Source organism: Nonomuraea sp. NPDC049480 (genome assembly GCF_044465905.1).
Classification (GTDB): domain Bacteria; phylum Actinomycetota; class Actinomycetes; order Streptosporangiales; family Streptosporangiaceae; genus Nonomuraea.
The window spans coordinates 126,928-151,776 of the sequence record NZ_JBITMD010000028.1; the positions used below are offsets into that span (position 1 = coordinate 126,928).

The 24,849-nt window shown below is 68.8% G+C and carries 24 protein-coding genes and 2 tRNA genes; 17 read left to right on the top strand and 9 right to left on the bottom strand.

Annotated elements, in window-relative coordinates:
- Positions 1 to 61: 61 nt before the first annotated feature.
- Together ACIBX3_RS49660 and ACIBX3_RS49665 are read right to left on the bottom strand one after the other, a co-directional pair.
- Entirely contained in the window at positions 62 to 313 is a 252-nt protein-coding gene (locus tag ACIBX3_RS49660; RefSeq protein ID WP_397127722.1) for a mycoredoxin, read from the bottom strand.
- A gap of 82 nt (positions 314 to 395) precedes the next feature.
- Positions 396 to 1,301, bottom strand: coding sequence for an alpha/beta hydrolase (locus ACIBX3_RS49665; protein WP_397127723.1), 906 nt, complete (start codon positions 1,299 to 1,301; stop codon positions 396 to 398).
- A gap of 154 nt (positions 1,302 to 1,455) precedes the next feature.
- On the opposite strand from ACIBX3_RS49665, the gene ACIBX3_RS49670 reads away from it, so the two are divergent.
- The 5 genes from ACIBX3_RS49670 (at position 1,456) to ACIBX3_RS49690 (ending at position 5,489) form a co-directional block, all read left to right on the top strand.
- Positions 1,456 to 3,489, top strand: a complete 2,034-nt coding sequence (locus ACIBX3_RS49670) for an ATP-dependent DNA helicase UvrD2 (protein ID WP_397127724.1) — start codon at positions 1,456 to 1,458, stop codon at positions 3,487 to 3,489.
- A 113-nt stretch (positions 3,490 to 3,602) separates the two neighbouring features.
- Complete coding sequence (tesB, locus tag ACIBX3_RS49675; protein WP_397127725.1) at positions 3,603 to 4,472, top strand: acyl-CoA thioesterase II; 870 nt, start codon at positions 3,603 to 3,605, stop codon at positions 4,470 to 4,472.
- 126 nt (positions 4,473 to 4,598) lie between these two features.
- Positions 4,599 to 4,862 (top strand): hypothetical protein, encoded by a 264-nt coding sequence (locus ACIBX3_RS49680; RefSeq protein ID WP_397127726.1) that lies wholly within the window; start codon positions 4,599 to 4,601, stop codon positions 4,860 to 4,862.
- A gap of 124 nt (positions 4,863 to 4,986) precedes the next feature.
- Positions 4,987 to 5,256: a WhiB family transcriptional regulator gene (locus ACIBX3_RS49685; protein ID WP_043630546.1), complete on the top strand. Its 270-nt coding sequence runs from the start codon at positions 4,987 to 4,989 to the stop codon at positions 5,254 to 5,256.
- Between the two features lie 68 nt (positions 5,257 to 5,324).
- On the top strand, positions 5,325 to 5,489 hold the full coding sequence (locus tag ACIBX3_RS49690) for a hypothetical protein (protein WP_397127727.1): 165 nt from the start codon (positions 5,325 to 5,327) through the stop codon (positions 5,487 to 5,489).
- 85 nt (positions 5,490 to 5,574) lie between these two features.
- On the opposite strand, the gene ACIBX3_RS49695 is transcribed toward ACIBX3_RS49690, so the two are convergent.
- Positions 5,575 to 6,171 (bottom strand): hypothetical protein, encoded by a 597-nt coding sequence (locus ACIBX3_RS49695; RefSeq protein WP_397127728.1) that lies wholly within the window; start codon positions 6,169 to 6,171, stop codon positions 5,575 to 5,577.
- A 68-nt stretch (positions 6,172 to 6,239) separates the two neighbouring features.
- On the opposite strand from ACIBX3_RS49695, the gene ACIBX3_RS49700 reads away from it, so the two are divergent.
- Entirely contained in the window at positions 6,240 to 6,869 is a 630-nt protein-coding gene (locus ACIBX3_RS49700) for a TetR/AcrR family transcriptional regulator (protein ID WP_397127729.1), read from the top strand.
- Positions 6,870 to 7,245: 376 nt separating this feature from the next.
- Here ACIBX3_RS49700 and ACIBX3_RS49705 read toward each other — a convergent pair whose 3' ends face one another.
- On the bottom strand, positions 7,246 to 8,580 hold the full coding sequence (locus tag ACIBX3_RS49705; RefSeq protein WP_397127730.1) for an ABC1 kinase family protein: 1,335 nt from the start codon (positions 8,578 to 8,580) through the stop codon (positions 7,246 to 7,248).
- 63 nt (positions 8,581 to 8,643) lie between these two features.
- Positions 8,644 to 10,374 carry a ThiF family adenylyltransferase gene (locus ACIBX3_RS49710; protein ID WP_397127731.1) on the bottom strand — a complete coding sequence of 577 codons (1,731 nt, stop codon included), beginning with the start codon at positions 10,372 to 10,374 and terminating at the stop codon, positions 8,644 to 8,646.
- Between the two features lie 226 nt (positions 10,375 to 10,600).
- Here ACIBX3_RS49710 and ACIBX3_RS49715 point away from each other — a divergent pair, with 226 nt between their 5' ends.
- The 4 genes from ACIBX3_RS49715 to ACIBX3_RS49730 all read left to right on the top strand — a co-directional run bounded on the left by ACIBX3_RS49715 (position 10,601) and on the right by ACIBX3_RS49730 (position 13,663).
- Positions 10,601 to 11,329 (top strand): phytanoyl-CoA dioxygenase family protein, encoded by a 729-nt coding sequence (locus ACIBX3_RS49715; protein ID WP_397127732.1) that lies wholly within the window; start codon positions 10,601 to 10,603, stop codon positions 11,327 to 11,329.
- Positions 11,330 to 11,716: 387 nt separating this feature from the next.
- Entirely contained in the window at positions 11,717 to 12,499 is a 783-nt protein-coding gene (locus tag ACIBX3_RS49720; protein WP_397127733.1) for an enoyl-CoA hydratase/isomerase family protein, read from the top strand.
- A 67-nt stretch (positions 12,500 to 12,566) separates the two neighbouring features.
- The gene (locus ACIBX3_RS49725) at positions 12,567 to 13,082 is read left to right on the top strand and encodes a M48 family metallopeptidase (RefSeq protein WP_397127734.1); all 516 of its coding nucleotides are present in this window, start codon (positions 12,567 to 12,569) and stop codon (positions 13,080 to 13,082) included.
- Entirely contained in the window at positions 13,079 to 13,663 is a 585-nt protein-coding gene (locus tag ACIBX3_RS49730) for a hypothetical protein (protein ID WP_397127736.1), read from the top strand. Before ACIBX3_RS49725 ends, ACIBX3_RS49730 begins: the two co-directional genes overlap by 4 nt.
- On the opposite strand, the gene ACIBX3_RS49735 is transcribed toward ACIBX3_RS49730, so the two are convergent.
- Genes ACIBX3_RS49735 through ACIBX3_RS49745 form a run of 3 tightly spaced genes read right to left on the bottom strand, consistent with a single transcriptional unit; the run spans position 13,650 to position 16,435 of the window.
- A complete protein-coding gene (locus tag ACIBX3_RS49735) occupies positions 13,650 to 14,645 on the bottom strand; it encodes an endonuclease/exonuclease/phosphatase family protein (RefSeq protein WP_397127737.1) in 996 nt (331 codons plus the stop codon). The genes ACIBX3_RS49730 and ACIBX3_RS49735 overlap by 14 nt on opposite strands.
- Before the next feature lie 30 nt (positions 14,646 to 14,675).
- Positions 14,676 to 15,236: an NUDIX hydrolase gene (locus tag ACIBX3_RS49740; protein ID WP_397127738.1), complete on the bottom strand. Its 561-nt coding sequence runs from the start codon at positions 15,234 to 15,236 to the stop codon at positions 14,676 to 14,678.
- Positions 15,233 to 16,435, bottom strand: a complete 1,203-nt coding sequence (locus ACIBX3_RS49745; RefSeq protein WP_397127750.1) for a zinc-dependent metalloprotease — start codon at positions 16,433 to 16,435, stop codon at positions 15,233 to 15,235. Before ACIBX3_RS49745 ends, ACIBX3_RS49740 begins: the two co-directional genes overlap by 4 nt.
- 130 nt (positions 16,436 to 16,565) lie before the next feature.
- Between ACIBX3_RS49745 and ACIBX3_RS49750 the strand changes: the two genes are divergently transcribed.
- From ACIBX3_RS49750 to ACIBX3_RS49780, 7 genes are all read left to right on the top strand, one after another.
- Complete coding sequence (locus tag ACIBX3_RS49750) at positions 16,566 to 17,639, top strand: NAD-dependent epimerase/dehydratase family protein (protein WP_397127751.1); 1,074 nt, start codon at positions 16,566 to 16,568, stop codon at positions 17,637 to 17,639.
- A 15-nt stretch (positions 17,640 to 17,654) separates the two neighbouring features.
- The gene (locus ACIBX3_RS49755) at positions 17,655 to 18,080 is read left to right on the top strand and encodes a molybdenum cofactor biosynthesis protein MoaE (RefSeq protein ID WP_397127739.1); all 426 of its coding nucleotides are present in this window, start codon (positions 17,655 to 17,657) and stop codon (positions 18,078 to 18,080) included.
- Positions 18,081 to 18,090: 10 nt separating this feature from the next.
- Positions 18,091 to 19,137, top strand: coding sequence for a PDZ domain-containing protein (locus tag ACIBX3_RS49760; protein WP_397127740.1), 1,047 nt, complete (start codon positions 18,091 to 18,093; stop codon positions 19,135 to 19,137).
- Between the two features lie 144 nt (positions 19,138 to 19,281).
- Positions 19,282 to 22,215, top strand: a complete 2,934-nt coding sequence (locus ACIBX3_RS49765; protein WP_397127741.1) for a UPF0182 family protein — start codon at positions 19,282 to 19,284, stop codon at positions 22,213 to 22,215.
- A gap of 54 nt (positions 22,216 to 22,269) precedes the next feature.
- Positions 22,270 to 22,346 (top strand) — tRNA-Met (locus ACIBX3_RS49770).
- Positions 22,347 to 22,456: 110 nt separating this feature from the next.
- Positions 22,457 to 22,533: transfer RNA gene (locus ACIBX3_RS49775), tRNA-Met, on the top strand.
- Between the two features lie 427 nt (positions 22,534 to 22,960).
- Positions 22,961 to 23,428 (top strand): group II truncated hemoglobin, encoded by a 468-nt coding sequence (locus tag ACIBX3_RS49780; RefSeq protein WP_397127742.1) that lies wholly within the window; start codon positions 22,961 to 22,963, stop codon positions 23,426 to 23,428.
- Positions 23,429 to 24,036: 608 nt separating this feature from the next.
- On the opposite strand, the gene ACIBX3_RS49785 is transcribed toward ACIBX3_RS49780, so the two are convergent.
- Positions 24,037 to 24,438, bottom strand: a complete 402-nt coding sequence (locus ACIBX3_RS49785; RefSeq protein ID WP_397127743.1) for a hypothetical protein — start codon at positions 24,436 to 24,438, stop codon at positions 24,037 to 24,039.
- Positions 24,439 to 24,849: the final 411 nt, after the last annotated feature.

The window sequence follows — 24,849 nt, forward strand, 5'->3', positions numbered from 1 at the left end:
CATGCTAGTCCCATGAGCCCTCGGCCATCCCGGCCGGGGGCTCGTGTCGTACCCGGGAAAGTCAGGCCGCGCTCTCCAGCAGCAGCTTGACCTCGCGAGCAGACGGGTTGGTCCGCACGACGCGGCCCTTCGGCGTCTCGATCACCACGGTCGGCACCGTCTGGTTACCGTTGTTGACGCTCATCACGAACTCGGCCGCCGACGGGTCCCGCTCGATGTCGACCTCGCGGAAGCTGATGCCCTCGCGGGTCAGCTGGGCCTTGAGCCGCTTGCAGGGGCCGCACCAGGTGGTGCTGTAGACCGTGAGCGCCATGTTGGGTGATCCCTCCCGGATAAGGAATTGAGGCGCTCCGTGCAACAACCCGTAGTGCCCGGTTAATCCCTTGCGACTTTGCCTAACCGATACGCTCGGTGATCCAGGCCTGCACGCGCTCGGCCACGCCCGGCTCGCGGTAGAGCGGCGCGCTGTGATTGGCCCCCGGCTGGATGAACACCGTCACCGGCACGCCGACCTGTCCGAGCATCTGCTTGAGGAGCTGGCTCTGCACCGGCGGTACGAACTCGTTCTCCGAGTGGATGGTCAGCATAGGCGCGTCGTGGGCGCTGGCGTGCCAGGCCACCTCCATGCTGGCCCACACCCGCGAGCACTTGCCCTTGGGCTCGCAGCCGCCCGCCAGCTTGATCGCGGCGTCGCGGAGCTTGGCCCTGCTGCGGTCGGTGGTGTTGGCGCCGTCGGAGTAGGCCCGCAGCGGCGAGACGATCGGCGACAGCCCCACCACGCCCTTGAGCCCGCGGATGCCGTCGCCGTACGTGCCGACGGCCGCCGCGATGTGGCCGCCCGCGGAGAAGCCGACCACCACGTAGTTGTTCGGGTCGAACGCCCACCGCTCGGCGTGCTTGCGCGCTGCCGCGATCGCCGCCAGCGCGTCGGTGCGCTGCGCCGGCCAGGGCGCGTCGCCGGACAGGCGGTAGTTGAGGTTGAAGACCGTGTAGCCGAGTTCGGCGTAGCTACGCGTGATCTCCTTCATGTACTTCTTGTCGCCACTCGACCACCAGCCGCCGTGGATCAGGAAGACGCCGGGCCGCTGCATGCCGTCGGGGGTCCACCAGACGTCCATCTGCTGGCGCCGGTGGCTGCCGTACGCGACCGTCTCGGCGCTCGGGCCGCCGAGCCCGTCGGAGCCCACCGGGTTGCTCACGGTGGGGGCGGGCGTGGGGTCCTTCGTCGTCGCGGTCGCGGCGACGGGTGTGAGCACAACGGCGGCAAGCGCGAGCGCGCTCACGTGAACCGCAGTTCGCACGGCCTTCCTTTCCCCCATGCTCAATGGTCGGCCCCATTGTGGGGGAAGAGACCAGCACTTTGCATCTTGTTGAACTAGGAACATACGACGGCCCGCATGTTGCCAGAATAAGGTCCTTGGCCGCCAGTACTGAGAAGATGAACAGGTGACAAATGTGGAAGACGTCCTGATCGGCCTCGACCCGGAGCAACGCGAGGTCGCCGAGGCCGTGCGCGGGCCGGTGTGCGTGCTCGCCGGCGCCGGCACGGGCAAGACCAGGGCGATCACCCACAGGATCGCATACGCGGTGCGCAGCGGGGTGGTCGACGCCCAGAGCGTGCTGGCTGTGACGTTCACCACCCGCGCGGCGGGCGAGCTGCGCCAGCGGCTGCGCGCGCTCGGCGCGCCCGCCGTGCAGGCCCGCACCTTCCACGCGGCCGCGCTGCGGCAGCTCACCTACTTCTGGCCGCGGGTGATCGGCGGCGAGGCGCCGTCGGTCATCGAGTCGAAGCTCCCGGTGCTCGCCGAGGCGTGCCGCCGGCTCCGGAAGAGCCCGGACCGGTCGGAGTTGCGGGACATCGCCTCGGAGATCGAGTGGGCCAAGGTCACCCAGATCGGCCCGGAGGACTACGTCGCCGCCGCGGCCAAGCACCACCGGACGCCGCCCTCGCCGGCGGAGGAGATCGCCCGGCTCTACGAGGCGTACGAGCAGCTCAGGCGTGAGCGCCACCTCGTCGACTTCGAGACCATCCTCGAGCTGACCGCGGCCGTGATGACCGAGCACCAGGAGGTCGCGGCGCAGATCCGCCAGCAATACCGCTATTTCGTGGTCGACGAGTACCAAGACGTCAACCCGCTGCAGAAGCTCCTGCTCGACACCTGGCTCGGCGGCCGCGACGACATCTGCGTGGTCGGTGACCCCAACCAGACGATCTACTCCTTCACCGGGGCCAGCCCGCGCTACCTGACCGGGTTCGCGGTCGAGCACCCGCAGGCCGCCGTGATCAGGCTGATCCGCGACTACCGCTCGACCCCGCAGGTGGTCGACCTCGCCAACCTGGTGATCGCCAAGAGCCGGTCGCCGCACCGCATGGAGCTGGTGGCCCAGCGCCCGGACGGCCCCAAGCCGGTGTTCTCCGACTACGACGACGAGCCCGCCGAGGCCGCCGGAGTCGCCAGGGCCATCAGGAAGCTGCTCGACAAGGACGTGCCCGCGCGCGAGATCGCGGTTCTCTTCCGGGTCAACTCCCAGTCGGCGGCGTACGAGGAGGCCCTGGCCAAGGCCGGGATCCCGTACGTCCTGCGCGGCGCCGAGCGCTTCTTCGAACGCCCCGAGGTCCGCCAGGCGGTCGTCCTGCTGCGCGGAGCCGCCCGCTCGGCCGCCGGCGAGCCGCTCGCCTCGGAGGTGCACCACATTCTCGCGGGCGTCGGCCTGACCCCGGCCCCGCCCGGCGGCGGCAAGGCCAGGGAGCGGTGGGAGTCGCTGAAGGCCCTGGCCGACCTGGCCGAGGACATGGCCGCGGAGGGCGGCGACCTGCCCGCGTACGTCGCCGAGCTGGAACGCCGGGCCTCCGAGCAGCACGCCCCGCCCGTGGAGGGCGTCACCCTGGCCTCGCTGCACGCCGCCAAGGGCCTGGAATGGGACGCCGTGTTCCTCGTCGGCCTCACCGACGGCATGCTCCCGATCATCTACGCGGAGACCCCCGAGCAGATCGAGGAGGAGCGCCGCCTCCTCTACGTCGGCGTCACCCGGGCCCGCGAGCACCTGACGCTGTCCTGGGCGCTGGCCCGCGCCCCCGGCGGGCGCAAGAGCCGCCGGCCGTCCCGCTTCCTCGACGGCCTCACCGGCCGCATCTCCAGTGCGCCGCGCGTGGCGGCGGTTCGCGAGCGCCGTACGGTGGCCGCGCCGGTCAGCTGCCGGGTGTGCGCGAAGACGCTGGTCGCGGCGGCCGAGCAGAAGCTGGGCCGGTGCGCCACGTGCCCGGCCGACTACGACGAGGCGCTGCTGGAGCGGCTGAAGGCATGGCGCACGGCCACGGCCAAGGAGTCCAAGATCCCGCCCTACGTCGTCTTCACGGACGTGACGCTCCAGGCGATCGCGGAGCGGGCGCCGACGACGGAGCGGGAGCTGCTGTCGATCGCGGGCATCGGCCGCGTCAAGATCGACCGGTACGGCGAGGCCGTCCTTTCCCTCTGCCGCGGATCGTAACAGCGGCGAAACCGCGACCCGGAATCATCGGACAGGCCAGGGCCGCATTTGGGGTGAAATGAGCGGCACGTCAGACTTGTCCAAGAATCGGCAAGCACAAGGGAGATGGAGACGTGAACGAGGCGCTCAAGGAACTGCTGGATCTGCTCGACCTGGAGCAGATCGAGCTGGACATCTTCCGGGGGAGGAGCCCCGAGGAGCGCATCCAACGCGTCTTCGGCGGCCAGGTGGCGGCGCAGGCTCTCGTCGCGGCCGGCCGTACGGTCACCAAGGACCGCAACGTCCACTCGCTCCATGCGTACTTCATCCGCCCCGGCGACCCGTCGATCCCGATCGTCTACAACGTGGAGCGCGTCCGCGACGGGCGCTCGTTCAGCACCCGCAGGGTCGTCGCGGTCCAGCACGGCAAGGCGATCTTCACGATGTCGGCGTCGTTCCACATCGCCGAGGAGGGCGTGGAGCACCAGGCGTCCGTGATGCCCGTGGTGCCGGATGCCGAGACGCTGCCCACGTTCCAGGAGCGGATGTTGGAGCTGGTCGGCGATCATCCCGAATTCCGCGAATGGTTGTCGCGGCCCCGGCCGGTGGACTCGCGGCACGCCTCGCCGCTGACGTGGGAGGCGTACGAGAAGCCCGAGCTGCGCAGCGCGAAGACCAACGTGTGGTTCCGCTACGACGCCGATCTGCCCGACGACCCGCTCCTGCACGTGGTGCTCGCCGCGTACGCCTCCGACTTCACGCTGGTCGACACGATACTGCTGGCGCACGGCATGGCCTGGGGCGTCTCCAACATGATGGGGGCCTCGCTGGACCACGCCATGTGGTTCCATCGCCCCTTCCGTGCCGACGACTGGCTGCTCTACGCTCAGGAGTCCCCGTGGTCGGCGGGCGCTCGGGGGCTCGCACGCGGTGAGATGTTCACCGCGTCGGGTGACCTCGTGGTCTCGGTCGTTCAAGAGGCCATGATCCGTCCGCTGAAGTAGTCGTATGAATTCACAAAGTCGCAGGTAGAAAATATGTTGCCCGCCCCCGGGTTTCCGGTTTAGGGTCATGGTCATGCGAGTCGGACACTCCTGTTCCGACGATCTAGAGAGTGGAGGTGAGCCCCGGTGATCAGCATCAAGATGTCGGCCACGCAGTGGCTCGCTTCCGCATGCCGTGACTCGGTGAGGCTCGTCGATGGGCCGGCCAGACTGCGGCAGGAGAAGTCTGTCCGTAGCCAGGCCGCCGCCTTCCGCGCGCGTGCGCACTTCGGTGCCGTGAAGCAAGGCGCTCCTGTCTACATCGCGCGTATCGAACTGCCGGCCAACCAGCTCACCAAGGGTGGACTGTGCGGTCCGCAACCCTGGAGGGATACACCGGTCATAACCTGACCGGCGAACAGCCTCCAGGCCGCGGATCCGCACACAGGATCCGCGGCCTTTTTGTTTGTCCGTGATCCCGACCACCTACGAGGTGCCCGACCCAGATCAAAAGATCGATCAAAAGGAGAAGCAGATGGGGGCGAAGACGATCATGGACCTGATCGACGAAGCCAAGATCCCCTGTCGTACCGACCCTGACCTGTGGTTCGCCGAGTCGCCGGAGGACGTGGAGTTCGCGAAGGCGCTCTGCGGCGGCTGCCCGATCCAGAAGGCCTGCCTGGACCGCGCGCTCGAGCGCGAGGAGCCGTGGGGCGTCTGGGGCGGCGAACTGATCCTCAGGGGGACTGTCGTTCCCCGCAAGCGTCCGCGCGGGCGTCCCCGCAAGCACCCGGTCGCTGCCTGAACCACCGCACGCACTTCTAGCAAGAAAGCGAAAAACCGATGAGAACTCACTCGACGAGGAGCAGCACAATGTCCGATCTCATCCATGAACTGGTCAACGACCGAATACAAACGCTCCACAGGGAGGCGGCGGAGGAGCGCCTGGCCTTGCGCGTGAGCCGCGTGCAGCGGGCACGGCGCCAGGTCAGGAAGGCGAACGACCGCCTCCGCAAGGCTCTGAGCCAGCAGCACTGATGAGGGAGATCCTGCCGCCGGCGCAGGATCTCCCTGTGAGACCAGGTAGATGAAGAGCCGGGCGCAACCAGCGCCCGGCTCTTTCTCATGCCCGGGAAGTTGATTCCGCGGGGGCAGGGGCGGCGAAGGGCTCCTCCTCGGCAGACCAGAGCCGCGACGCCATCCACGCGACCCCGACCGCCGCCACCACCAGCCCGCCCAGATAGACCGGCAGCGGCAACAGGCTCCGCAGTGACCCGGGAATCATCCCCACCCCGTACAAGACCACGGCCACGACCGGCATCGCCCCGCTCCGGATCGCCGCCGCGCCGAACATCAGCACCCCTGCCACCAGTACGACCGATGTGACCATGAACGCCCGCCCGGTGCCCCCGCTCAGGAGAGCGCTCACCGTGCCGCCACCCAGGTACGGGAAGACGAAGTGCAGGATGTACTCGATCGCGAACGCCCCGGCCAGCCCGGCCGAGTTGAGCACGTAGCCCGCGAGCCCGAGCCCGCCCGCCGTACCGCGCATGAGCAGGTAGATGCCGGTGATCGCGAGCAGGCCCGTGAGCGCCGCGAACGGCGCGATGGCATGCGTGAAAGCGTTCTCTGGCAGGAACCCGGCACGCCTGGCGGAATTGACCACGAGCAGCGCGGCACAGATGAACCCCGCCACCGCGGTGACCCGATAAACCCGCATGTCGATCAGCCCTTCTCTCGGTGATAACGCTTGTTATGATGCTCGTTATCGCCAGATATGGTGAGAGGGTGCCGAGAGACGTAAGCACCCCGAAAGAACTCGGCGCACTGCGCCAGGACCTGCTCGACGCGGCCATGCGGGTCCTCCGCGAACAGGGAGCGCTTCACCTGACCCTGCGCCGCGTGGCGGATGCCGCCGGAACGTCCACGATGGGCATCTACACCTGCTTCGGCGGCCGCGCCGGTCTCCTGGAGGAGATCTACCGGAATGGCTTCAGAATCCTCCACGAGTCGATGACCAGGTCGCTGAACGGCCACGCGGATCCACAGGCGCGGATCATGGCGGTGGCGTACGGCTACCGGGAGTTCGCGCTGTCCGATCCCGCGCTCTACGCCCTGATGTTCGAGCGCCCGCTCCCCGACTTCGACCCCTCGCCCGAGCAGCGGCACGACGCCCTCGGCCTGACCTTCACCCTGCTGACCGAGGCCACCTCCGCCGCCACCGAAGCCGGCCTCATCCGCTCGATGGACCCCGTACGGGCGGCGTACCTGGTGTGGACCACGATCCATGGCATCGTCAGCATCGAGCTCACCTGCTCATTCCGCAGCCCGCTCCCCGGTTGGTTCCTCAATACTCGCGAGGAAGGCGAACGCGTACTCGCCGACGGCGTCAAGGCCCTGCTCGCCGGCCTCACCTGACGCCGGCCGGCCCTGTCCGCACGCGACGACCGGCACCCGATCGGCACGCGACCGCGTACGGGACGGCCGTACACGGTCCGCGCACCCGACGACCGGAGCGCGCGATGTGCCGTGCGCTATCCGATGGCCACAGCGTCTCTGATCGGCTTGGCGATCCTGAGGAATCCCCAGGAACAGTGCACGGCGAAATGCCGGGCATGCACCGATCGTCTTCGTGCCCTGGTGCCGGTGGACAAAGCCCCCGGCCCGCTTGGCACGTCCCTCCGGACGCTATCGGTCCAGCGTGCACGGCTATGGGACCGAGGAGGGCGCCCCGCGTCGCCTGGGCACGGGGCGTGCTGATGCCAGAACGATACTATGCGATCACCAAGAGTCACTAATGAATCGAGAGAGCCTCGTCGTCAGGGTCGTCGGCGAAGCCCGGAACCCAGCGGATCACCTCGTCGCGGAAGCGGGCCGTGGTGCCGAGCTGGCAGAGCACGCCCACGCCCGCCGCGTGAACCCGGTGAATGAGGACATACGACGCCGGCAGGTTGAGCTGACGGACCACGTTGCCGGGGCGGAGGTCCGTGACGCTGGCGGCCTGGGCCTGGAGCCACTCACGGCTGAACGTGAACTCCTCCACCGCCGTCGGCTCCACGTACGGCGCGAGGAAGCCGCGCAGCGCATCGGGATCGATCTCGATGCCGGGCCGGATGAAGCCCTCCTGACGCAGTCCGTCCACGACGGTTTCCATGTCGCCCTGGTTGAAGATGCGCATGAGCTGCCCGAAAACCTTCGGATAGCCATCGGGCAGGCGGTTGACCGCGCCGAAGTCGAGCACGCCGAGTTTGCCGTTGGGCAGCATGCGGAAATTGCCCGGATGCGGGTCGGCGTGGAGCATCCCCACCCGCGCCGGCGAGCAGAACAGGAAACGTACGAAGACCAGGCCTGCTCGGTCGCGTTCTTCCTTGGTGCCCTCGGTGATGATGCGCGACAGCGGGGTGCCGTCCATCCACTCGGTGACCAGGACCATCTCGTTGGCCGCGATCACGTCGGGAACGTGGAAGTCGGGATCGCCGTTGAACTCCAGCGCGAAGGCGTGCTGGGCCTGGGCCTCGCGAAGATAGTCGAGCTCCTCCGCGATCCGCTCACGCAACTCCGACAGCACGGCCTTCATGTCCAGGCCGGGCAGCATCACGCCGAACAGCTTGCCCAGGCGGGCCAGCTGGGTGAAGTCGCCGATCAGGGCCTTGCCCGCCCCCGGATACTGGATCTTGACGGCCACCTCCCTGCCGTCGTGCCACACGGCCTTGTGCACCTGGCCGATCGACGCGGCCGCGGTCGGCTGATCGCCGAACGAGAGAAAGTTGTCCCGCCAGTCGTCGCCCAGTTGCTCCGTGAGCACTTTGTGAACGGTGGACACCGGGAGCGGGGGAGCGGCGTCTTGCAGCTTGGTGAGCGTGGCACGATACGGGCCGACGATCTCCTGGGGGAGCGCCGCCTCGAAGATCGACAACGCCTGCCCGAGTTTCATCGCGCCGCCCTTGAGCTCGCCGAGCACCTTGAAGATCTGCTCGGCGGTACGCTGCTGGACTTCCTGCGCCACGATCTCGGCGGACTTGCCCCCGAGGCGCTTGCCCAGGCCTAAGGCGGCTCGACCGGCGAATCCGAGGGGAAGCGTCGCCAGTTTGGCAGAACGCGTGACAGCACGGCGCGGAAGATCGCTCACACTGATGCGCGGAACCTCGGCAGAGATGCCGCTTCCCCCCTTCGTGGTCGTCCCCTGAGCACGTCAGTCGCGGTGAGGCGACATGACCATTCTTAGCGAATATTGATTGTTTCGCATACAACGACATTGCGGATGTACGTCCCATGAGCGTCGTTTCCAGCGCCAATCAGGGGTTACCTCCATTGTGCTGTTGGTCACAGCGGGCTCCGTACCGTCGAGATGAGCGAGCGCATGCCCGGTCGTCTCCGCCGCGACCAGCGTCGCAAGGGTCGTGTCACAGGCGATCTCGCCCGGCGGATAGCCGCCCAGCCTGGCGGTGACGATCGGCCAGGCCGGGTCGTGGTCGCGGCGGGTCAGGTCGAGACAATGCAGGCACGCCGTTTCACCCGGCAGGACAAGTGGGCCCACCGTACCGTGGCCTTCGAAGGCGGATGCCAGCAGGTGGGGGATATCCAGGCAGACCAGCTCATTGACCAGCACCCCGTCCAGGGGACCGACCGGCGCGAGGATGACGAGATCAGGACGATCCGACCTGTCCCCGAGGTACGTCCCTCCAGCCACGACCTCGATCGCCGGCTTGACCAGCGCTTGCCCATCGATGCGCCGGCTCCTCCTCCTGGCCGGCCGAGCGCCGGTGTCCTCCCCATTGACGCTCACCTGAGCGTCGGGCCGGCGCCCCCGGTCGGTTGCTTGCCGTGTGCCGGGGTGGCGCTGGTCGGTCGCTTGTCGCGTGTCCATGCGCCCCCGGTCAGTCGCCTGTCCTGTCCCGAGGCGCGCGTCGCCGGTGGTGGTCTGCCGTGCCTGCGGCTGCCTCGGGTCGGTGGTGCGTTCTGACTGAGGGTTCCGTGGGTCGATGGTCTGTCCTGTCTGAGGGTGCCGTGGGCCGGCGGCTTGCCGTGTCTCGGGATGTCCCTGGTCGGCAACCGGGCCTGCTCCTGCGCTCCTCCGCCTGCCGGCCACCTGAACCTCGGCGTCACGGATCGGCCTGGCCGAGGCGGTAGTCCGCTGCGACGTCCGGGCCGCCGGCTGCCGGCCGCCTCTCCCCGTCGTGTCGCGGCGCGGGGAGGGTTGCGAGCGTGACGTGTCGGGCGCGGGCAGCGGAACGCGAGCGGAGGTCGACGGCACTCTGGTGGGCGAGACAACTGTCTCCGGAGCGGCGGCGGCGTCGATGCCCTCGGCGTCCGCGGTATCGCTGCCGGCGCGGCCACCGGACGTCAGTCGGCGGGCCACCGCCACCGCGGCCTCCTCCCGCGTCAACCCCACCTCCGACCACGTCAGCCCACCGGGCGTGATGTCGCAGGCACGTGTGGTTTTGGAGTCGATCACCCGGATGTGTCCCACCCCGGCCGCCGCCAGCAGGACGACGATCTGCGCCCCCACGCGTCCAGCCCCATAGACCCGGACCCGGGCCGCCCGCCGTCTCGCCAGCAGCCCGATCCCGCCCTCCGGAGCCGTGGACGACAGGTCGAGGGCGTCGAGATCCGGTCTCAGGCGGTCCCGCTCGGCCAGGGTGAGGTCGCGGAGGGGCGCCGGGCTGGTGGCGGCGTCGTGGAGGGCGCCCTGCGCGGCGAGCTGGTCGAGCAGGGAACGGGCGCGGATCTCATCGAGACCTGCGGCTTTCGCGGCGTCCAGGACGCGCTCCAGGTCGCGGGTGCCGTCGAGGCCCTCGATCCACTGCCGGACGGATCTGGCCAGGCCCGACAGCATGACGGCGCGCAGGGGATGGACGCCGTATTGGAGGGTCTGCTCGTCGCGGAGGATGCGCCGGAGGGCGGGCTTCACACGTGGCCTCATGGCGGGAAGGTTCGCACGCGAGAGCAAGATCCCGAGTGCGTTCCGCCCGGCCTGTGGATAACCGGCCTCCGAGCCCTCGACCGTAGAGACCGCTGCCAAAGGAGCTTGGTATCGGTGCGCGTCAAGGGGTGCGAGACTCGACACCCGAGAGGCCTCCGCTCCCAGGAGAGCGCGTGCCGACACCGCCATCCGTTAATCGGTTGCGCCTGTGATTAACGTGGTTGTCATGGCAGAGATCGACGGCGAGACTTTCGTCCGCGACGGGTTCGTGAAGGTGGCCGCGACGGTGGCGCCGGAGCTGGCCGAGGCGGCGCTGGCGCAGGCGTGGGAGCAGCTGGGCGGCCGCTCTCCCGGCGATCCGTCCGGCTGGGACGAGCCGGTGATGTGGGCGTCGGACCTGAGCGGTCAGGGGCCGCTGGGCGAGATGGCGCGCAGCGCTCGGCTGGCGCGGGCACTGGATGAGGTGTGCGGGGCGGACGGCTGGGCACCGCGGGGCGCGCTGGGCATGATCCCGGTACGGTTTCCCGGCAAGGCGGCGGTCGACGATCGTGGGTGGCACATCGATGCGAATGTGGCCCTGCCCGACGGGACGTACGCGGTCAGCGGGCGGCCGGAGATGATGCTGGTGCTGACGTTGCTGTCGCGGGTGGGCCCGGATGACGCGCCGACGCGGATCCGGGTGGGTTCTCACCGGGCGGCGGGGGCGGCGCTCGCGGGGCAGGTGCTGGACCCGATGAAGGCCGGGCCGGTGGTCGACGAGGCCACGCGAGACTTCCCGGTGGCGCACGCCACGGGCGAGCCGGGCGATGTGTTCCTGGTGCACCCGTTCACCGTGCACGCCGCCGACGAGCACCGAGGGGCGCGGCCGCGGTTCATGGCGCAGGGGCCGGTGCTGCTGAGGCAGCCGGTTTCGCCGGAGGCAGGCAATCTGCTGGGATTGGCACTGGCGGGCTGACGACCGCGGATACCGAACCCGCCGCACCCATTGAGCGGCCCTACCAGCAAGACGCCAAATACCACCGGGCGCCAGGCGCGGCGGGCACGCGCGGAGGTCGAGGTTTAACTCACGCCATCTATCCATCAACGTCACAGTCAAGGGACTGCCGGAGTGTGGTCATCATCAGCCCGTTGACCCGTAACCAGGAGCGGCCCCGGTAGTTGAGGTGTCGCCTGAGCAGGTCAGCGGCCAGGAGCCCGTGGTCGTCCGTCTACACGCCTGCGGCCGGCCGTTGCCGCCGGCGGTTACGCCTCTCCGGGTGCGCATGTCGAGGCCGGAAACCGGCATACCCGGTCACCAGGCCCGAGGCCCTCGAGGCCCGAAACCGCCGAGTACGCTGCCCGCATGAACGAGCTCTTGGTTGATCGCGAAGGCGACGGAGTCGTGTTCATCACGCTCAACGTCCCCGACCGCCGCAACGCCATGACCGATGCCATGACCGCCCGCTGGCGCGAGACCATGTCCGACCTGGCCGCCGACCGGGACGCCCGCTGCCTCGTCGTCACGGGAGCGGGCACGGCATTCTCGTCGGGCGGTGATCTGTCGTGGATCGGCGAGCGCGGCACGGAGGCCGTGCCGCGACTGCGCGACCGGATGCTCGCCTTCTACCGCACCTGGCTGATGATCACCGAGCTCGAGATCCCCACGATCGCCGCCGTCAACGGCCCGGCTGTGGGTGCGGGACTGTGCGTGGCGCTGGCCTGCGACCTGGTCTACGCCGCCGACGACGCGCGACTGCTGGCCCCGTTCACGTCGCTGGGCCTGCATCCGGGCATGGCGGCCACGTACCTGCTCCCCAGGAGAGCAGGCGCCGGCCTGGCGCGCGAGATGCTCCTGACGGGCCGTACCCTCTCGGGCGCGGAGGCAGCGGATAAAGGTCTGGTAAATCAAGCTTTCCCAAACAATGATCTCCTCTCGGAAGTGCGCGCGATCGCGGGGAAGATCGCACAGAACGCGCCCATTGCCACAAGACTCACCAAAGTGGCCCTGAACCAAGACCATCAAGACCTGGAAGCCGCGCTGCGCTGGGAATCCTTGGCACAGCCGGTGACCATGGCCTCGTCCGACCTGCTGGAGGGCCTGGCCGCGCATCGGGAAAGGCGCCTGCCCAAATTCACCGGCTCTTAATCATCTGACCAGCAGAAACAACGTCCACCCTCTGTGGAATTTCGTCAGTCTCGGCTAACGTGCATATGTGCCCCCCGAGACAGTCGAGGTCCGTCGCAGTTCTCGTCGCCGGCGTACGGTTTCCGCCTACCGCGACGGCGACAAGACCATCGTGCTCCTGCCCGCCTGGCTGAGCGGCGAAGACGCGGATGAATGGGTAAGCCGCATGCTGGATCGGCTGGCCGCCAAGGAAAACCGCCGACGGCCCACCGACGAGGCCCTGCTCGAGCGGGCCAAGGAGCTGTCGGCGAAATACCTCGGCGGCAAGGCCGAGCCCGTGAGCGTGCGATGGGTGGACAACCAGCAGCACCGCTGGGGCTCCTGCACTCCGGAAAACGGCACGATCCGGATCTCCACGCGGCTCAAGGGCCTGCCCGAATGGGTCATCAACTACGTGATCATCCACGAGCTCGTGCACCTGCTGGTGCCCAGCCATGGCACCAGGTTCTGGGCGCTGGTAGAACAATATCCGAAGTCGGAGCGGGCACGCGGGTTCTTGGAGGGCTACTCCGCCGCGGCCCACACGGCACCGGAGGAGTGTTGACGCGCATCGCCGCGGTTCTCGTACGTCAGCACATGGCGCAGGCCGCGCCGCCGGGCGTCGACGGCGGGGAGTTCCTCGAGGCGGTGGCGGAGGACACCTACGAGATGGTCGCGGGGCTGGAGCTCGTCACCCCGGTGCTGATCACCAGCGTCCCCGGCCTTGAGGACATCGTCTGGCCCGGCACCGAGGTGATCACGATAGCGGACGACGAGCCGCTGAAGACCGTGCTCGGCCGGCTCAAAGCCGACCAGGTCGCTGTGATCAGCGGCGACGCGCCCGATCTGCCGCCCTTGCTCGTGGGAAAGCTGTTCAGGGAGCTCGGCAGGGCCGAGATCACCATCTGCCCGGCGGAGGGCGGCGGCGCCGTTGCCATGGCCTGCGCCCTCCCCGCGCCCGCCTGGGCCGACCCGGACCTGAACGACGCCGGCATCGTGGCCACGCTACGGGCGCAGGCTCCAGGCCCGAGGAAGGTCGCCACCACCCCCGGTTGGCACCGCCTCCGCACGCCGGAGGACGTCCAGCGCCTGGACCCCGGTCTCGAGGGCTGGGACAACACCAGGGCGTTGATCAGGGAACGGTGAGCTCGGCCAGCACGGCTCGGTGGTCGGTGCCCGGCACGTCGCGCACGCTGACCTCGCGCACGCCCACCCGCCGGTCCACCAGCACGTGGTCGATGGTGATGATCGGCGGCACCCGCTTGTTCGCCGGCCACGTCGGGATCAGCCCGGCCCCCACCTGGTCGGCTGCGTCCTTGTAGCCCCGGTCCAGCAGCCGGCGCAGGGCGGCGTGGTCGAGGGAGGCGTTGAAGTCGCCCGCCAGGATCCGCACCCGGTCGGGGGATGCCGACGGCAGTGCGGCCAGCGCTTCGTTCCACTGGACGACGTTCGGGCCCAGCGGCGGGAAGGGGTGCACGTCGACGAACTCGATCGGGTCGCCGCCCGGCAGCGACACCAGCGCGACCGGCATCTGGTGCCCGGTCGGCGGGGCAACGTCCGGCAGCTCCCGCATGGAGTGCTTGGAATAGAGGCCGCTCCCGCCGGCGCTCCACTCGGCCTCCAGTACGCGGTGCGGCATGAGCTCCTTGAGCCCGGCCGCGTCCAGGTCCGACACCGCCCCGGGCGTCAGCTCCTGAGTGCTCAGCACGTCCGGGTCGAACTCCCGGACCAGCCTCATGATCGTCTCGGCGTCGGCCCTGCCGAAGAGCATGTTGATCGTCATGACTTTCAACGACCGGCCGGCCGTCGCCTCTCCCGTGCCCAGTGCTCGGGGCAGCACGCTGAAGCCGAGCGCGGTCGTGGTGAGCAGCGCGACGGCCGTGGCGGCGCGCCTGCGGCCGATCGCGGCGATCAGGAGGGGAACCAGCGAGCCCGCCGCCGCGTACGGGGTCGCGGTCATGATCTGCGTGGGCAGCGACCCCCGCTCCAGCCCCGCCATCCGGGCGACGGCCCACGCCGCGAACGGGGTCACGGCCAACCACGTCAGTGCCGGCCCGGCCAACCTCCGGCGGTTGCGAACGGGCGTCACGATCGTGCCGCCGACGGGCGACTCAGCCGGAGCATTCACCTATCCCCCCTTGGAACGATGCGAAGGACTCTAGCCAACCGGGCGTGAGCCGGAGCTGAGGGCGGCCTGGCCGCGTTTGGCCAATCGCCGCGTCGCGTCGTCGGAAAGGTCGGGGATCTCGTCGACGGGGAACCAGCGCAGGTCCAGCGACTCCTCGCTGATCACCGCCTCGGCGCCGGGAGGGGCCACGGCGGCGTACTCGACGTCGAGATGCCAGCTGGTCGGCGGATGGCACCACACGACGTGCTTGTCGAGCGCCAGCGGGCCGGGCAGCAGCTCAAGCCCGGAGATGCCGGACTCCTCCCACGCCTCCCGCAGGGCCGCGTCCGCCAGCGAGGCGTCGGAGACCTCGCAGTGCCCGCCCATCGGCAGCCACATCCCGGCCTTCGGGTGCAGCGTGAGCAGCACTCGAAGGCCGTCGTGCGACAGCACCGCCGTCGTCGCCGTCAGGTGCCCGGGAACGCACTCGCGCAACATCGCGTCGTCGTGCGCCCGCAGGTGGCCGAGGAACTCCGTGCGCAGCGCCTCCTCCTCGGGCGTGGGCGCGGCCCAGGCGGCCAGCACCGCCACCGCGTCGCGGTGCAGGCTCAACTCTCGTCGCCCTCGTCCGGCTTGCGCTCCAGCTCGGAGATGTCCCAGGCCGCCTCGCCGCGGACGAACGCTTCAGGGTCGTCCAGATCGTCGGCCGTCGGCATGAGATCGGGGTGACCCCACAACGCGTCGCGCCCGTCGATCCCGCGCCCGCTCTCCAGCGCCCGCCACAGCGCCGCCGCCTCGCGCAGCCGCCGGGGCCGCAGCTCCAGCCCCACCAGCGTCCCGAACGTCAGCTCGGCGGGACCGCCGGTGGCCCGGCGCCGGCGTACGGTCTCGGCCAGGGCGACGGCCGAGGGCAGCTTGCCCTCGGCGGTCCGGTTCACCACGCTGTCGACCCAGCCCTCGACCAGGGCGAGCATCGTCTCCAGGCGGGCCAGCGCGGCTTTCTGCCGCTCGGTCTCCTCGGGTTTGAGCAGGTTGCCCCCGCTCAGTGCCTCCTGGATCGCCTGGGGATTGTTGATGTCGAGCCCGCGGATCTGCTCTTCGAGCGCCGAGGTGTCGAGCGTGATGCCCTTGGCGTATTCCTCGACCGCGCCGAGCAGGTGCGAGCGCAGCCACGGCACGTGCTGGAACAGCCGGTGGTGCGCGGCCTCGCGCAGCGCCAGGTAGATCCTGATCTCCTCGGCCGGGGTCTCCAGGCCCTCGCTGAAGGACGCGATGCCGCCGGGCAGCAGCGCGGCTGTGTCGGACAGCGGCAGGCCGATGTCGGTGGTGCCGACCACCTCACGGGCGAGCGAGGCGATCGCCTGCCCGATCTGCTGGCCGACCATCATGCCGCCCATCTGTTTGAGCATGCCCATGAGCGGTCCGGCCATCTGCTGGGCCTCGGGCGGCAGTCCGGAGCCGCCCAGCGCGCCGCCCATGGTCTCGACCATGCGCTCGGCGATCGGCTCGCAGAGTTTGCGCCAGACCGGGATGGTGTTCTCGATCCACTCGGACCGGCTCCAGGCCTGCGGGCCGGCCACGCCGCTCGGCAGCGCGGTCGCCTCGTTCAGCCACAGGTCGGCCAGGCTCAGCGCCTCCACGATCTGGCGGCGCTCGCCTTCCATGACGCTCGGGTCGCCCTCGGCGACCACGGCATGCCGGGCGATGTTCTTCGCCATGTCCCAGTTGACAGGGCCCGAACCCTGCGGTGCCGACAGCATGTCGGCGAACTGGCGCATCGCCTGAGCCATCTGCTCAGGGTTGCCGAACATGGCGAACGGGTTCTCGTTAGGGTCGTTTTCGCGACCTGGCAGGTCAGTCACCGCTCTACCTCGTGCAGGATGGAGGAGTCCACATCCGCCACGTTAGTCGTCCTACGGCGGATCAGTGCAAAGTGAGGACCTGGTGCCTACCTCGAAACGCCCGCGCCAACCCGTCGTCGCCGTCACGGGCGCGGCCTCCGGCCTAGGCCGCGAGCTGCTCGCGAGGCTCGTATCCACCGCGGATTTCCGCAGGGTGGTGGCCATCGACGAGCAGCGCGGCGACGTTCAGGAAGCCACGTGGAGAGTGATCGACGTACGAGATCCGCTCTTGGCGAACCGGATCTCCGACATCGACGTCCTGGTCCATCTGGCCGGCGACTACGCGCTCGACTCCCATCCCGTGGAGCGGCGGGCGTACAACCGGAGAGCCGCCCAGACGGTGCTGACGGCCTGCGCGGCGGCGCGCGTGCGGCGGGTGGTGCTGGTCACGAGCGCGATGGTGTACGGCGCCGCGCCCGACAACGAGGTGCCCCTGCCTGAAGACTCCCCGGTGGCGGCCGAGCCCGACACCGGCGTCGTGGGCGACTACCTGGAGATCGAGTCCCTGGCGCGCCGGTCGTTGCGCAGCCACCCCGGGCTGGAGGTGACCGTGCTGCGCCCGGCCGCGGTCGTCGGACCGGGCATCGACACGGTGATCACCCGTCACTTCGAGTCGCCCAGGCTCCTGACCGTCAAGGGCTGCAGCCCGCACTGGCAGTTCTGCCACGTCGACGACCTGGTCTCGGCGCTGGAGCTGGCCGCGCGCGGCGTGGTCACCGGCGTGGTGGCGGTCGGCTGCGACGGCTGGCTGGGGCAGGAGCAGGTCGAGGAGCTGTCCGGCATCCGCAGGTTCGAGCTGCCCGCGGGGCTGACGTTCGGCACGGCGCAGCGGCTTCACCGCCTCGGCATCACGCCGGCGCCCGCGACCGACCTTCACTACGTCGTCTACCCGTGGGTCGTGGACTGCGCGGGGCTGCGCGAGGCGGGCTGGAAGCCCACGTGGACCAACGAGGCGGCGCTCGAGCAGCTGCTCGAGCTGCGGGAGAACAGGACTACCGTGGTCGGCAGGCGGCTCCCGGTCAAGGAGGCCACGCTCACCGCGGCCGGCGCCACCGTCGCCGTCATCGGCACCGCCGCGATCGTCCGCCAGGTACGCAAGAAGCGGCGCGGGTAAAGGTAGTCTTTTTCCGTGGACGTCATCCGTTTGCTCGGCATTCGCGACACTCCGCTCTCCGCGGACGAGGTGCTGTCCGCCGTGGGCGACCACGCCGCCGGCGGCACCACGATCTTCGTGGGCACCGTGCGGGAGCAGGACCACGGCAAGCCCGTGACCAGGCTCTCCTACTCCGCGCACCCCACGGCGGAGGCCGAGCTGCGCGCGGTGGCGGAAAAGGTCGCCGCCGACTTCCCCGTCACGGCGCTGGCCGCCGTGCACCGGGTGGGCGACCTGGAGCTGGGCGACACGGCCGTCATCGTCGCGGTGGCCGCGCCGCACAGGGACGAGGCGTTCAAGGCCTCCCGAAGACTGATCGACGACCTGAAGGCGCAGGTCCCGATCTGGAAGCACCAGGTGTTCGCCGACGGCGAGACCGAGTGGGTCGGCGCCTGCGAATAAGCTCATCATCATGTCACGACGCGCCCTCACCCTGCTCCTGGCGGGATTCCTGGTGCTCGCGCTCGGGGTGGTGGGAGCGTTCCGGCCGGTCCCGTATGTCGTGCTCAGCCCCGGGCCGACGGAGAACACCATCGGCGAGGTCGACAAGAAGCCCGTGATCTCGATCAAGGGCCGGGAGACCTATCCGACCAGTGGCGCGCTGAGCCTGGTGACGGTGGCCTACCAGGGCGGCCCGGCCGCCCAGATCGACCTGCTGACGGCGTTGCGCGGCTGGATAGACCCGACCGTGGCGGTGGTCCCCCAGGAGACCATCTTCGCTCCCGACCGCGACCCCAAGGAGGTCGAGGAGGAGAACACGGTAGAGATGACCAACTCCCAGGACTCCGCCACCGCCGCCGCGCTCAACGAGCTCAAGATCCCCTACAGCATGGTCGTGAGCGTCGTGTCCGCGGAGAAGGGCAAGCCGGCCGACGGCAAGCTCCAGAAGGGCGACGAGATCAACTCCGTTGACGGCAAGGCGGCCAAGGACGTCGACGTCGTCGGTGACACGGTGAAGGCGCACAAGCCCGGCGACGACGTGGTCTTCAACGTCACCAGGGGCAAGGAGAAGCTCGACGTCACCCTGCGGACGGTGGCCGGGCCCACGGGGCAGCCCCAGGTGGGTGTGCTCATGCAGGCGAAGTACAAGTTCCCGTTCGACGTCGACATCAACGTGGGCGACGTCGGCGGGCCCAGCGCCGGGCTGATGTTCTCGCTCGGCATACTCGACAAGCTCACGCCGGGCGAGCTCACCGGCGGCAAGAAGATCGCCGGCACCGGCACCATCCAGCCGACGGGCGAGGTCGGCCCGATCGGCGGCATCCAGCAGAAGATGGTGGGCGCCAAGGGCTCCGGCGCGACCGTCTTCCTCACCCCGGTCGACAACTGCGCCGAGGCCATGAAGGCGGTGCCCGACGGGTTGCGGCTGGTCCGGGCCGACACCCTGCACGACGCGGTGGTGGCGCTCGACGCGCTACGTACGGGAAAGGGAAATGTGCCCGCGTGCGAGGCCGGATGAAACTTTCGGCCATCGCCATGCGTTAGCCGTATGGCACGGCTAGCGGTGTAGGTTGCCAGACACGGACCGCTTCTTCATTACGACTTCTTCATGACGACAGAGGGGTTGGCCTTGAGCTTCCGGACCCCAGGAGCCGGCAGGGCGATGCGCTTGCCCCGCCGACCGCGACTGCTTCTACCTGTGGCGATCGCTCTCGTGGCGATCGTGGCGTTGTTCTTCCTGTTTTCCGGCATTTATACCGATTATTTGTGGTTCGATGCCGTCGACTACACATCGGTGTTCACCGGAGTGGTGCTGACCCAGATCGCGCTGTTCTTCGTCGGCGCGCTGCTGATGGTCGCCATCGCCGGCGGCAACATGCTGCTCGCCTTCCGGACCCGGCCGATGTTCGGGCCCGCGATGTTCGGCGGCGCGAGCGGCGCCGACCGCTACCGTATGGCGCTCGACCCCCACCGCAAGCTGATCTTCATTGTCGGCATGGGCCTGCTCGCGCTGTTCTCCGGTTCCTCGTTCTCGGGGCAGTGGCAGACGTGGCTGCAGTTCATCAACGGTGCGACGTTCGGCAAGCAGGACAGGTTGCACCAGTTTGACATCTCGTTCTACATGTTCGACTACCCGTTCATCCGGATGGTCCTGAACTTCCTGTTCACCGCCGTGATCATCTCGATCATCCTGGCGGCGATCACGCACTACCTGTACGGCGGGTTCCGCCTGCAGTCGCCCGGGGTTCACGCCTCGCGGGCGGCGCGGGTGCACCTGTCGGTGCTGCTCGGCGTCTTCGTGCTGCTCAAGGCCGTCGCCTACTGGGTCGACCGCTACGGCCTGGTCTTCTCCGATCGCGGCTTCGTGCACGGCGCGTCCTACACCGACGTCAACGCGGTCCTGCCGGCCAAGACCATCCTCGCGATCATCGCGCTGATCTGCGCCGTGCTGTTCTTCGCCGGCGTGGTCAGGCCGGGCGGCATGCTGCCCGGGGTGTCCTTCGGCCTGCTGGTGCTCTCGGCCATCCTGATCGGCGGCGTCTACCCGGCGCTGGTCGAGCAGTTCCAGGTCAAGCCCAACCAGCAGGGCAAAGAGGCGCCCTACATCCAGCGCAACATCGAGGCCACACGGCAGGCGTACAACGTCGACAAGACCGAGGTCGAGACCTACAACGCCCAGGCCGACCCGACCAAGGTCCAGCCCGGCGGCGACACATCGGTCTCCGGCGTGCGCCTGCTCGATCCGGCGCTGGTGTCCTCGACGTACGAGCAGACGCAGCGCATCCGCGGCTTCTACAACTTCGCCGAGCCGCTCGACGTCGACCGCTACCCCGACAGCGCGGGCAAGCTGATCGACCACGTCGTCGGCGTCCGCGAGCTGACCGGCCCGCCCCCGGAGCAGAACAACTGGATCAACCGGCACCTGGTCTACACCCACGGCTACGGCTTCGTCGCCGCGCCGGGCAACAAGGTCGACTCCAGCGGACTGCCCGACTACGACGCCAAGGACATGCCGGTCGTCGGCCCGCTGGTGACCAGCACCAACCTCAAGGAACCGCGGATCTACTACGGCGAGGACGACGCGTCCGCCGACTACGTCATCGCCGGCGGCAACCCGAACAACCCGCAGGAGCTCGACTTCCCGCAGACGGGCGGCACGGGCCAGAAGAACACCACCTACACCGGCGGCGGCGTCGGCCTCGGCTCGTTCTTCAACCGGCTCCTGTACGCCGCCAAGTACACCGAGGCGAACATCGTCCTCTCGGGCGACGTCAACACCAATTCCAAGATCCTGTACGAGCGCAACCCGCGTGACCGGGTCCAGAAGGTCGCCCCGTTCCTCACGCTCGACGGCAACCCCTACCCGGCGATCGTGGACGGTCGCATCGTCTGGATCGTCGACGGCTACACGACGTCCAACGACTACCCGTACTCGCAGAGCGAGAGCCTCGACGACATGACGCGCGACACGTCCACCGACCGCCGCGTGATCGCCCAGCAGCCGAGCGACAAGATCAACTACATCCGCAACTCGGTCAAGGCCACCGTCGACGCCTACGACGGCACGGTCAAGCTCTTCGGCTGGGACACCAACGACCCGGTGCTGAAGACCTGGAGCTCGGCCTTCCCCGGCCTCATCCGCCCGGCCTCGGAGATGAGCGCCGACCTGCGCGGCCACGTGCGCTACCCCGAGGACCTGTTCAAGATTCAGCGCTACACCCTGTCGCGCTACCACATCACCGACCCGGCCGCCTTCTACAGCGGCCAGGACTTCTGGAATGTCCCCAACGACCCCACCCAGGGCGCGCAGAACATCAAGCAGCCGCCCTACTACCTGACCACCACGATGCCGGGCGGCACGCCGACGTTCTCGCTGACGACCACGTTCGTGCCGCGCCAGGGCCCCAACCTGGCGGCGTTCATGGCGGTCGACTCGTCGTCCGGGTCCGGCTACGGCCGGATCCGCATACTCCGGATGCCGTCGAGCACGCCCATCCCCGGCCCAGGACAGGCGCAAAACTCCTTCCAGAGCCGTTTCGCGGGTGAGCTCAACCTCCTCGGCGTCGGAGCCTCGTCGGTCCGTTACGGCAACCTCCTGACGCTCCCGTACGCGGGCGGCCTGGTTTACATCGAGCCGGTGTACATCCAGGTGGCCGCGGGCGGCGGACAGGAGCCGTACCCGATCCTGCAGCGGGTGCTGGCGTCGTACGGCAGCACGATCGGCGTGGGACGCACGCTGGACGAGGCCCTGCAGAAGGTCTTCGGCACCGAACAACAACAGCAGGAAAACCAGCAGAACCAACAGAACCAACAGAACACGCCCAACCAGGCCAACACGGCGCTCAACTCGGCGATCGCCAACGCCAAGAAGGCCTATGAGGACGCCCAGAAGGCGCTGCAGGCCAGCCCGCCGGACTGGGACGCGTACGGGGAGGCGCAGAAGCGGCTGGAGGACGCGCTGAAGGCGCTCGAGGGCGCCAACGCGCAGCAGCCGCAGCCGGCACCCACGGCCAGCCCGACGGCCTCGCCGTCGCCCACGGCCTCTCCGCCGGCCTCTCCGCCGGCGTCGCCATCGCCCACTGGAGGCACGTCTTAGCCCTTCAGTTTGCGTCCACCCCGTGTCGCCGTCTAGTCTTAAGGCGCAAGGCGACGCGGGGTGGAGCAGTTCGGTAGCTCGCTGGGCTCATAACCCAGAGGTCGCAGGTTCAAATCCTGCCCCCGCTACCAGTTCAGAGGCCCGGGAAACCGGGCCTCTGCTCGTTCCGGCAAACCAGCCGGATCGGCTGACTGGCCGAAGCACTCACTTCAGGCCTGTATAGTTGTAAACAACACACCGACGCGGGGTGGAGCAGTTCGGTAGCTCGCTGGGCTCATAACCCAGAGGTCGCAGGTTCAAATCCTGTCCCCGCTACCAAAGACGAAGTCCCCGGCCAATTGGCCGGGGACTTCGTCGTTTCCGGCGGCTCTACACTTCCCGATCAGCGCCCACATCCCGAAGCGCCTGCATCGCGACCCGGAGTGCCTGGACCACGCGGTGGCCGAGCTGGTGGAGGCCAGGGCGATCCAGCCGGGAATACCTGCCCCGCATGGCCGCACGGCGCCCCACCTACGAGTCCGGCCCTATCGACTCCACGCGTTGCCTGATGTGCGGAACTCCTGGGCTCGGAGGCCGGTCGTCGCGCCGCGCGGCCATCGTCTCGATCTCGATGAGCGGGAGAGGGCCCGCACAAGCCACCAATGGCGGCAGATGTCGGGAAGGACTGGCGACCCCGTATGGCTTCGCACCCCGGGACACCGGAGAGTCCTTGCCCCGCGAGTCGCCTGGATGATTACATGATTACGTGACAGATGAGGCAGTGCCGACGCTCTACGAGTGGGCAGGCGGCGCCGCGGCGTTCGAGCGGCTGACCGAGGCCTTCTACCGCAGTGTCGTCAAGGACGAGTTGATCGGGCCGCTGTTCGCGCACATGGACCCGGACCACAAGAAATATGTGGCGATGTGGCTCGGCGAGGTGTTCGGCGGCCCCGACCGCTACACGAAAGAGCGCGGCGGCTACCCCAACATGCTCCGCCACCACCTCGGCAAGGCGATCATCGAGCCGCAACGCCGCAGGTGGGTGAACCTGCTCATGGACGCGGCCGATGAGGTGGGGCTGCCGGACGACCCCGAGTTCAGGGCCGCGTTCGCGGGCTACGTCGAATGGGGCACCCGGCTGGCCAAGCACAACTCCCAACCGGGGGCGGAGCCTCCGCCGGAAGCGCCGGTGCCGCACTGGGGCTGGGGGGTCGCGCCGCCGTACCAGCCGTAGCCCTGGAGGAATGGGAGAAAGCACCCGAGGCGGGCTGCGCGTCCACCCGGGCGCGGCACCCGAGGAAGACCTCTGTCCCAGAGGGGCGGGCGTTCGCCGCATCGACGAGCCGTTCGCCCCGCATTCGCGCGGTGACCCGGCGCACCGGCCGGCACGGGGAGGAGCCCGCCACGATACGGCTGGGCGAGCACGTGATCGACCTGGCCGACAGGACGATCTCAGAAGGGGACGACTGACGCCCACGGAATGGCACTTCCTGGAGATCTCCTGCGCAACCCCGGCCACCCGGTCCATCTGCTCACCGAGCCTGGCATGGGTTACCGCTTCGAGCCCTGATCCTCCATGATCATCACAACCGCCTTCTGGATGGCCCAGCCAAGCAGCAGGAGCCCGAAGAGGACCTGCGCGGCCCGCATCCAGGGGCCTGAGGTGTCGTCCGCGCAAATCACGATGCCGACCCATGTCAGGCCGAATGTCCCGACTAGGAGAATTGCCGCCCAGTTGAGCCTCCGCTGCCACATATGCGAAGTCTTCCAGTCGAGGGTGAAAGAGCGGCTATGTCGACAGTCGTCACTCGGTCACCGGGGAGCAACGAGGCCTGGCACGACCTATCTGGGCAGGGTCCTGTGCGTGCCGACGCAACGGCGCAGTCGCATGCCCCGCGGACGCGGCTGCTGCGCGGCGTCCTCCACGGAGGCGAGCAGCGCGGCCGCCGTACGAGCGTCGGACAGGATGCGCTGCACGGCCTCGCCGTCCTCGGGCAGCTGGCCCCGCTCGGCCAGCTCGTGCCTGATGAACCCCAAGGGGTCGGGCGCGTTCACGGCCTCTGCCGCCATCGTCGCCCGCGCGGCCGTGAGCAGGCGCAGATAGTGGGTACGCAGGACGGCCTCGCGCATGCGGGCGTGCTCGAGATCGTCGATCAGCGTCCTGGCGATTCTCAGCAGGTCTCCGGCGTGGGTCGCCTCGTCGGCGAGGAAGGCGCGGATGTCGTCGAACTCCGAGCGGGTCATGGCGGATACCTCCGAGAGCGCAGTCTGCTCGTGAGTACCTTCGTACCTGGAGGCGATTGCGGATGACTTGCCGTCGGCTTGACCCGGGGCGCCGCCAGGGAGAGACGTTGGGGAGGTTTGAGGGTCTGGTGGGGAGGGAAGGACCACATGATTACCTGAGATGCGCGAAGTGGGTGCCGGGGACTGCTAGAGTTGCTTCGCGCAGGGCGGTCGAGGAGGTTCGCGGAACCTCCGGAGGTGCCCGGCAAACCTCACTTCCTTCTGGGTCATCCGGGATGATTTCGCATCTACTCGGATGGGCTGGTAAGTTAGAGGGGTTGTCCCGGAAACGGGGCGTGGATTGATTCCCGCAGATCGAGCGAGTCCGGTCAATTTGACAGAAACTCGAACGGCGGCGAGAATTAAGACACA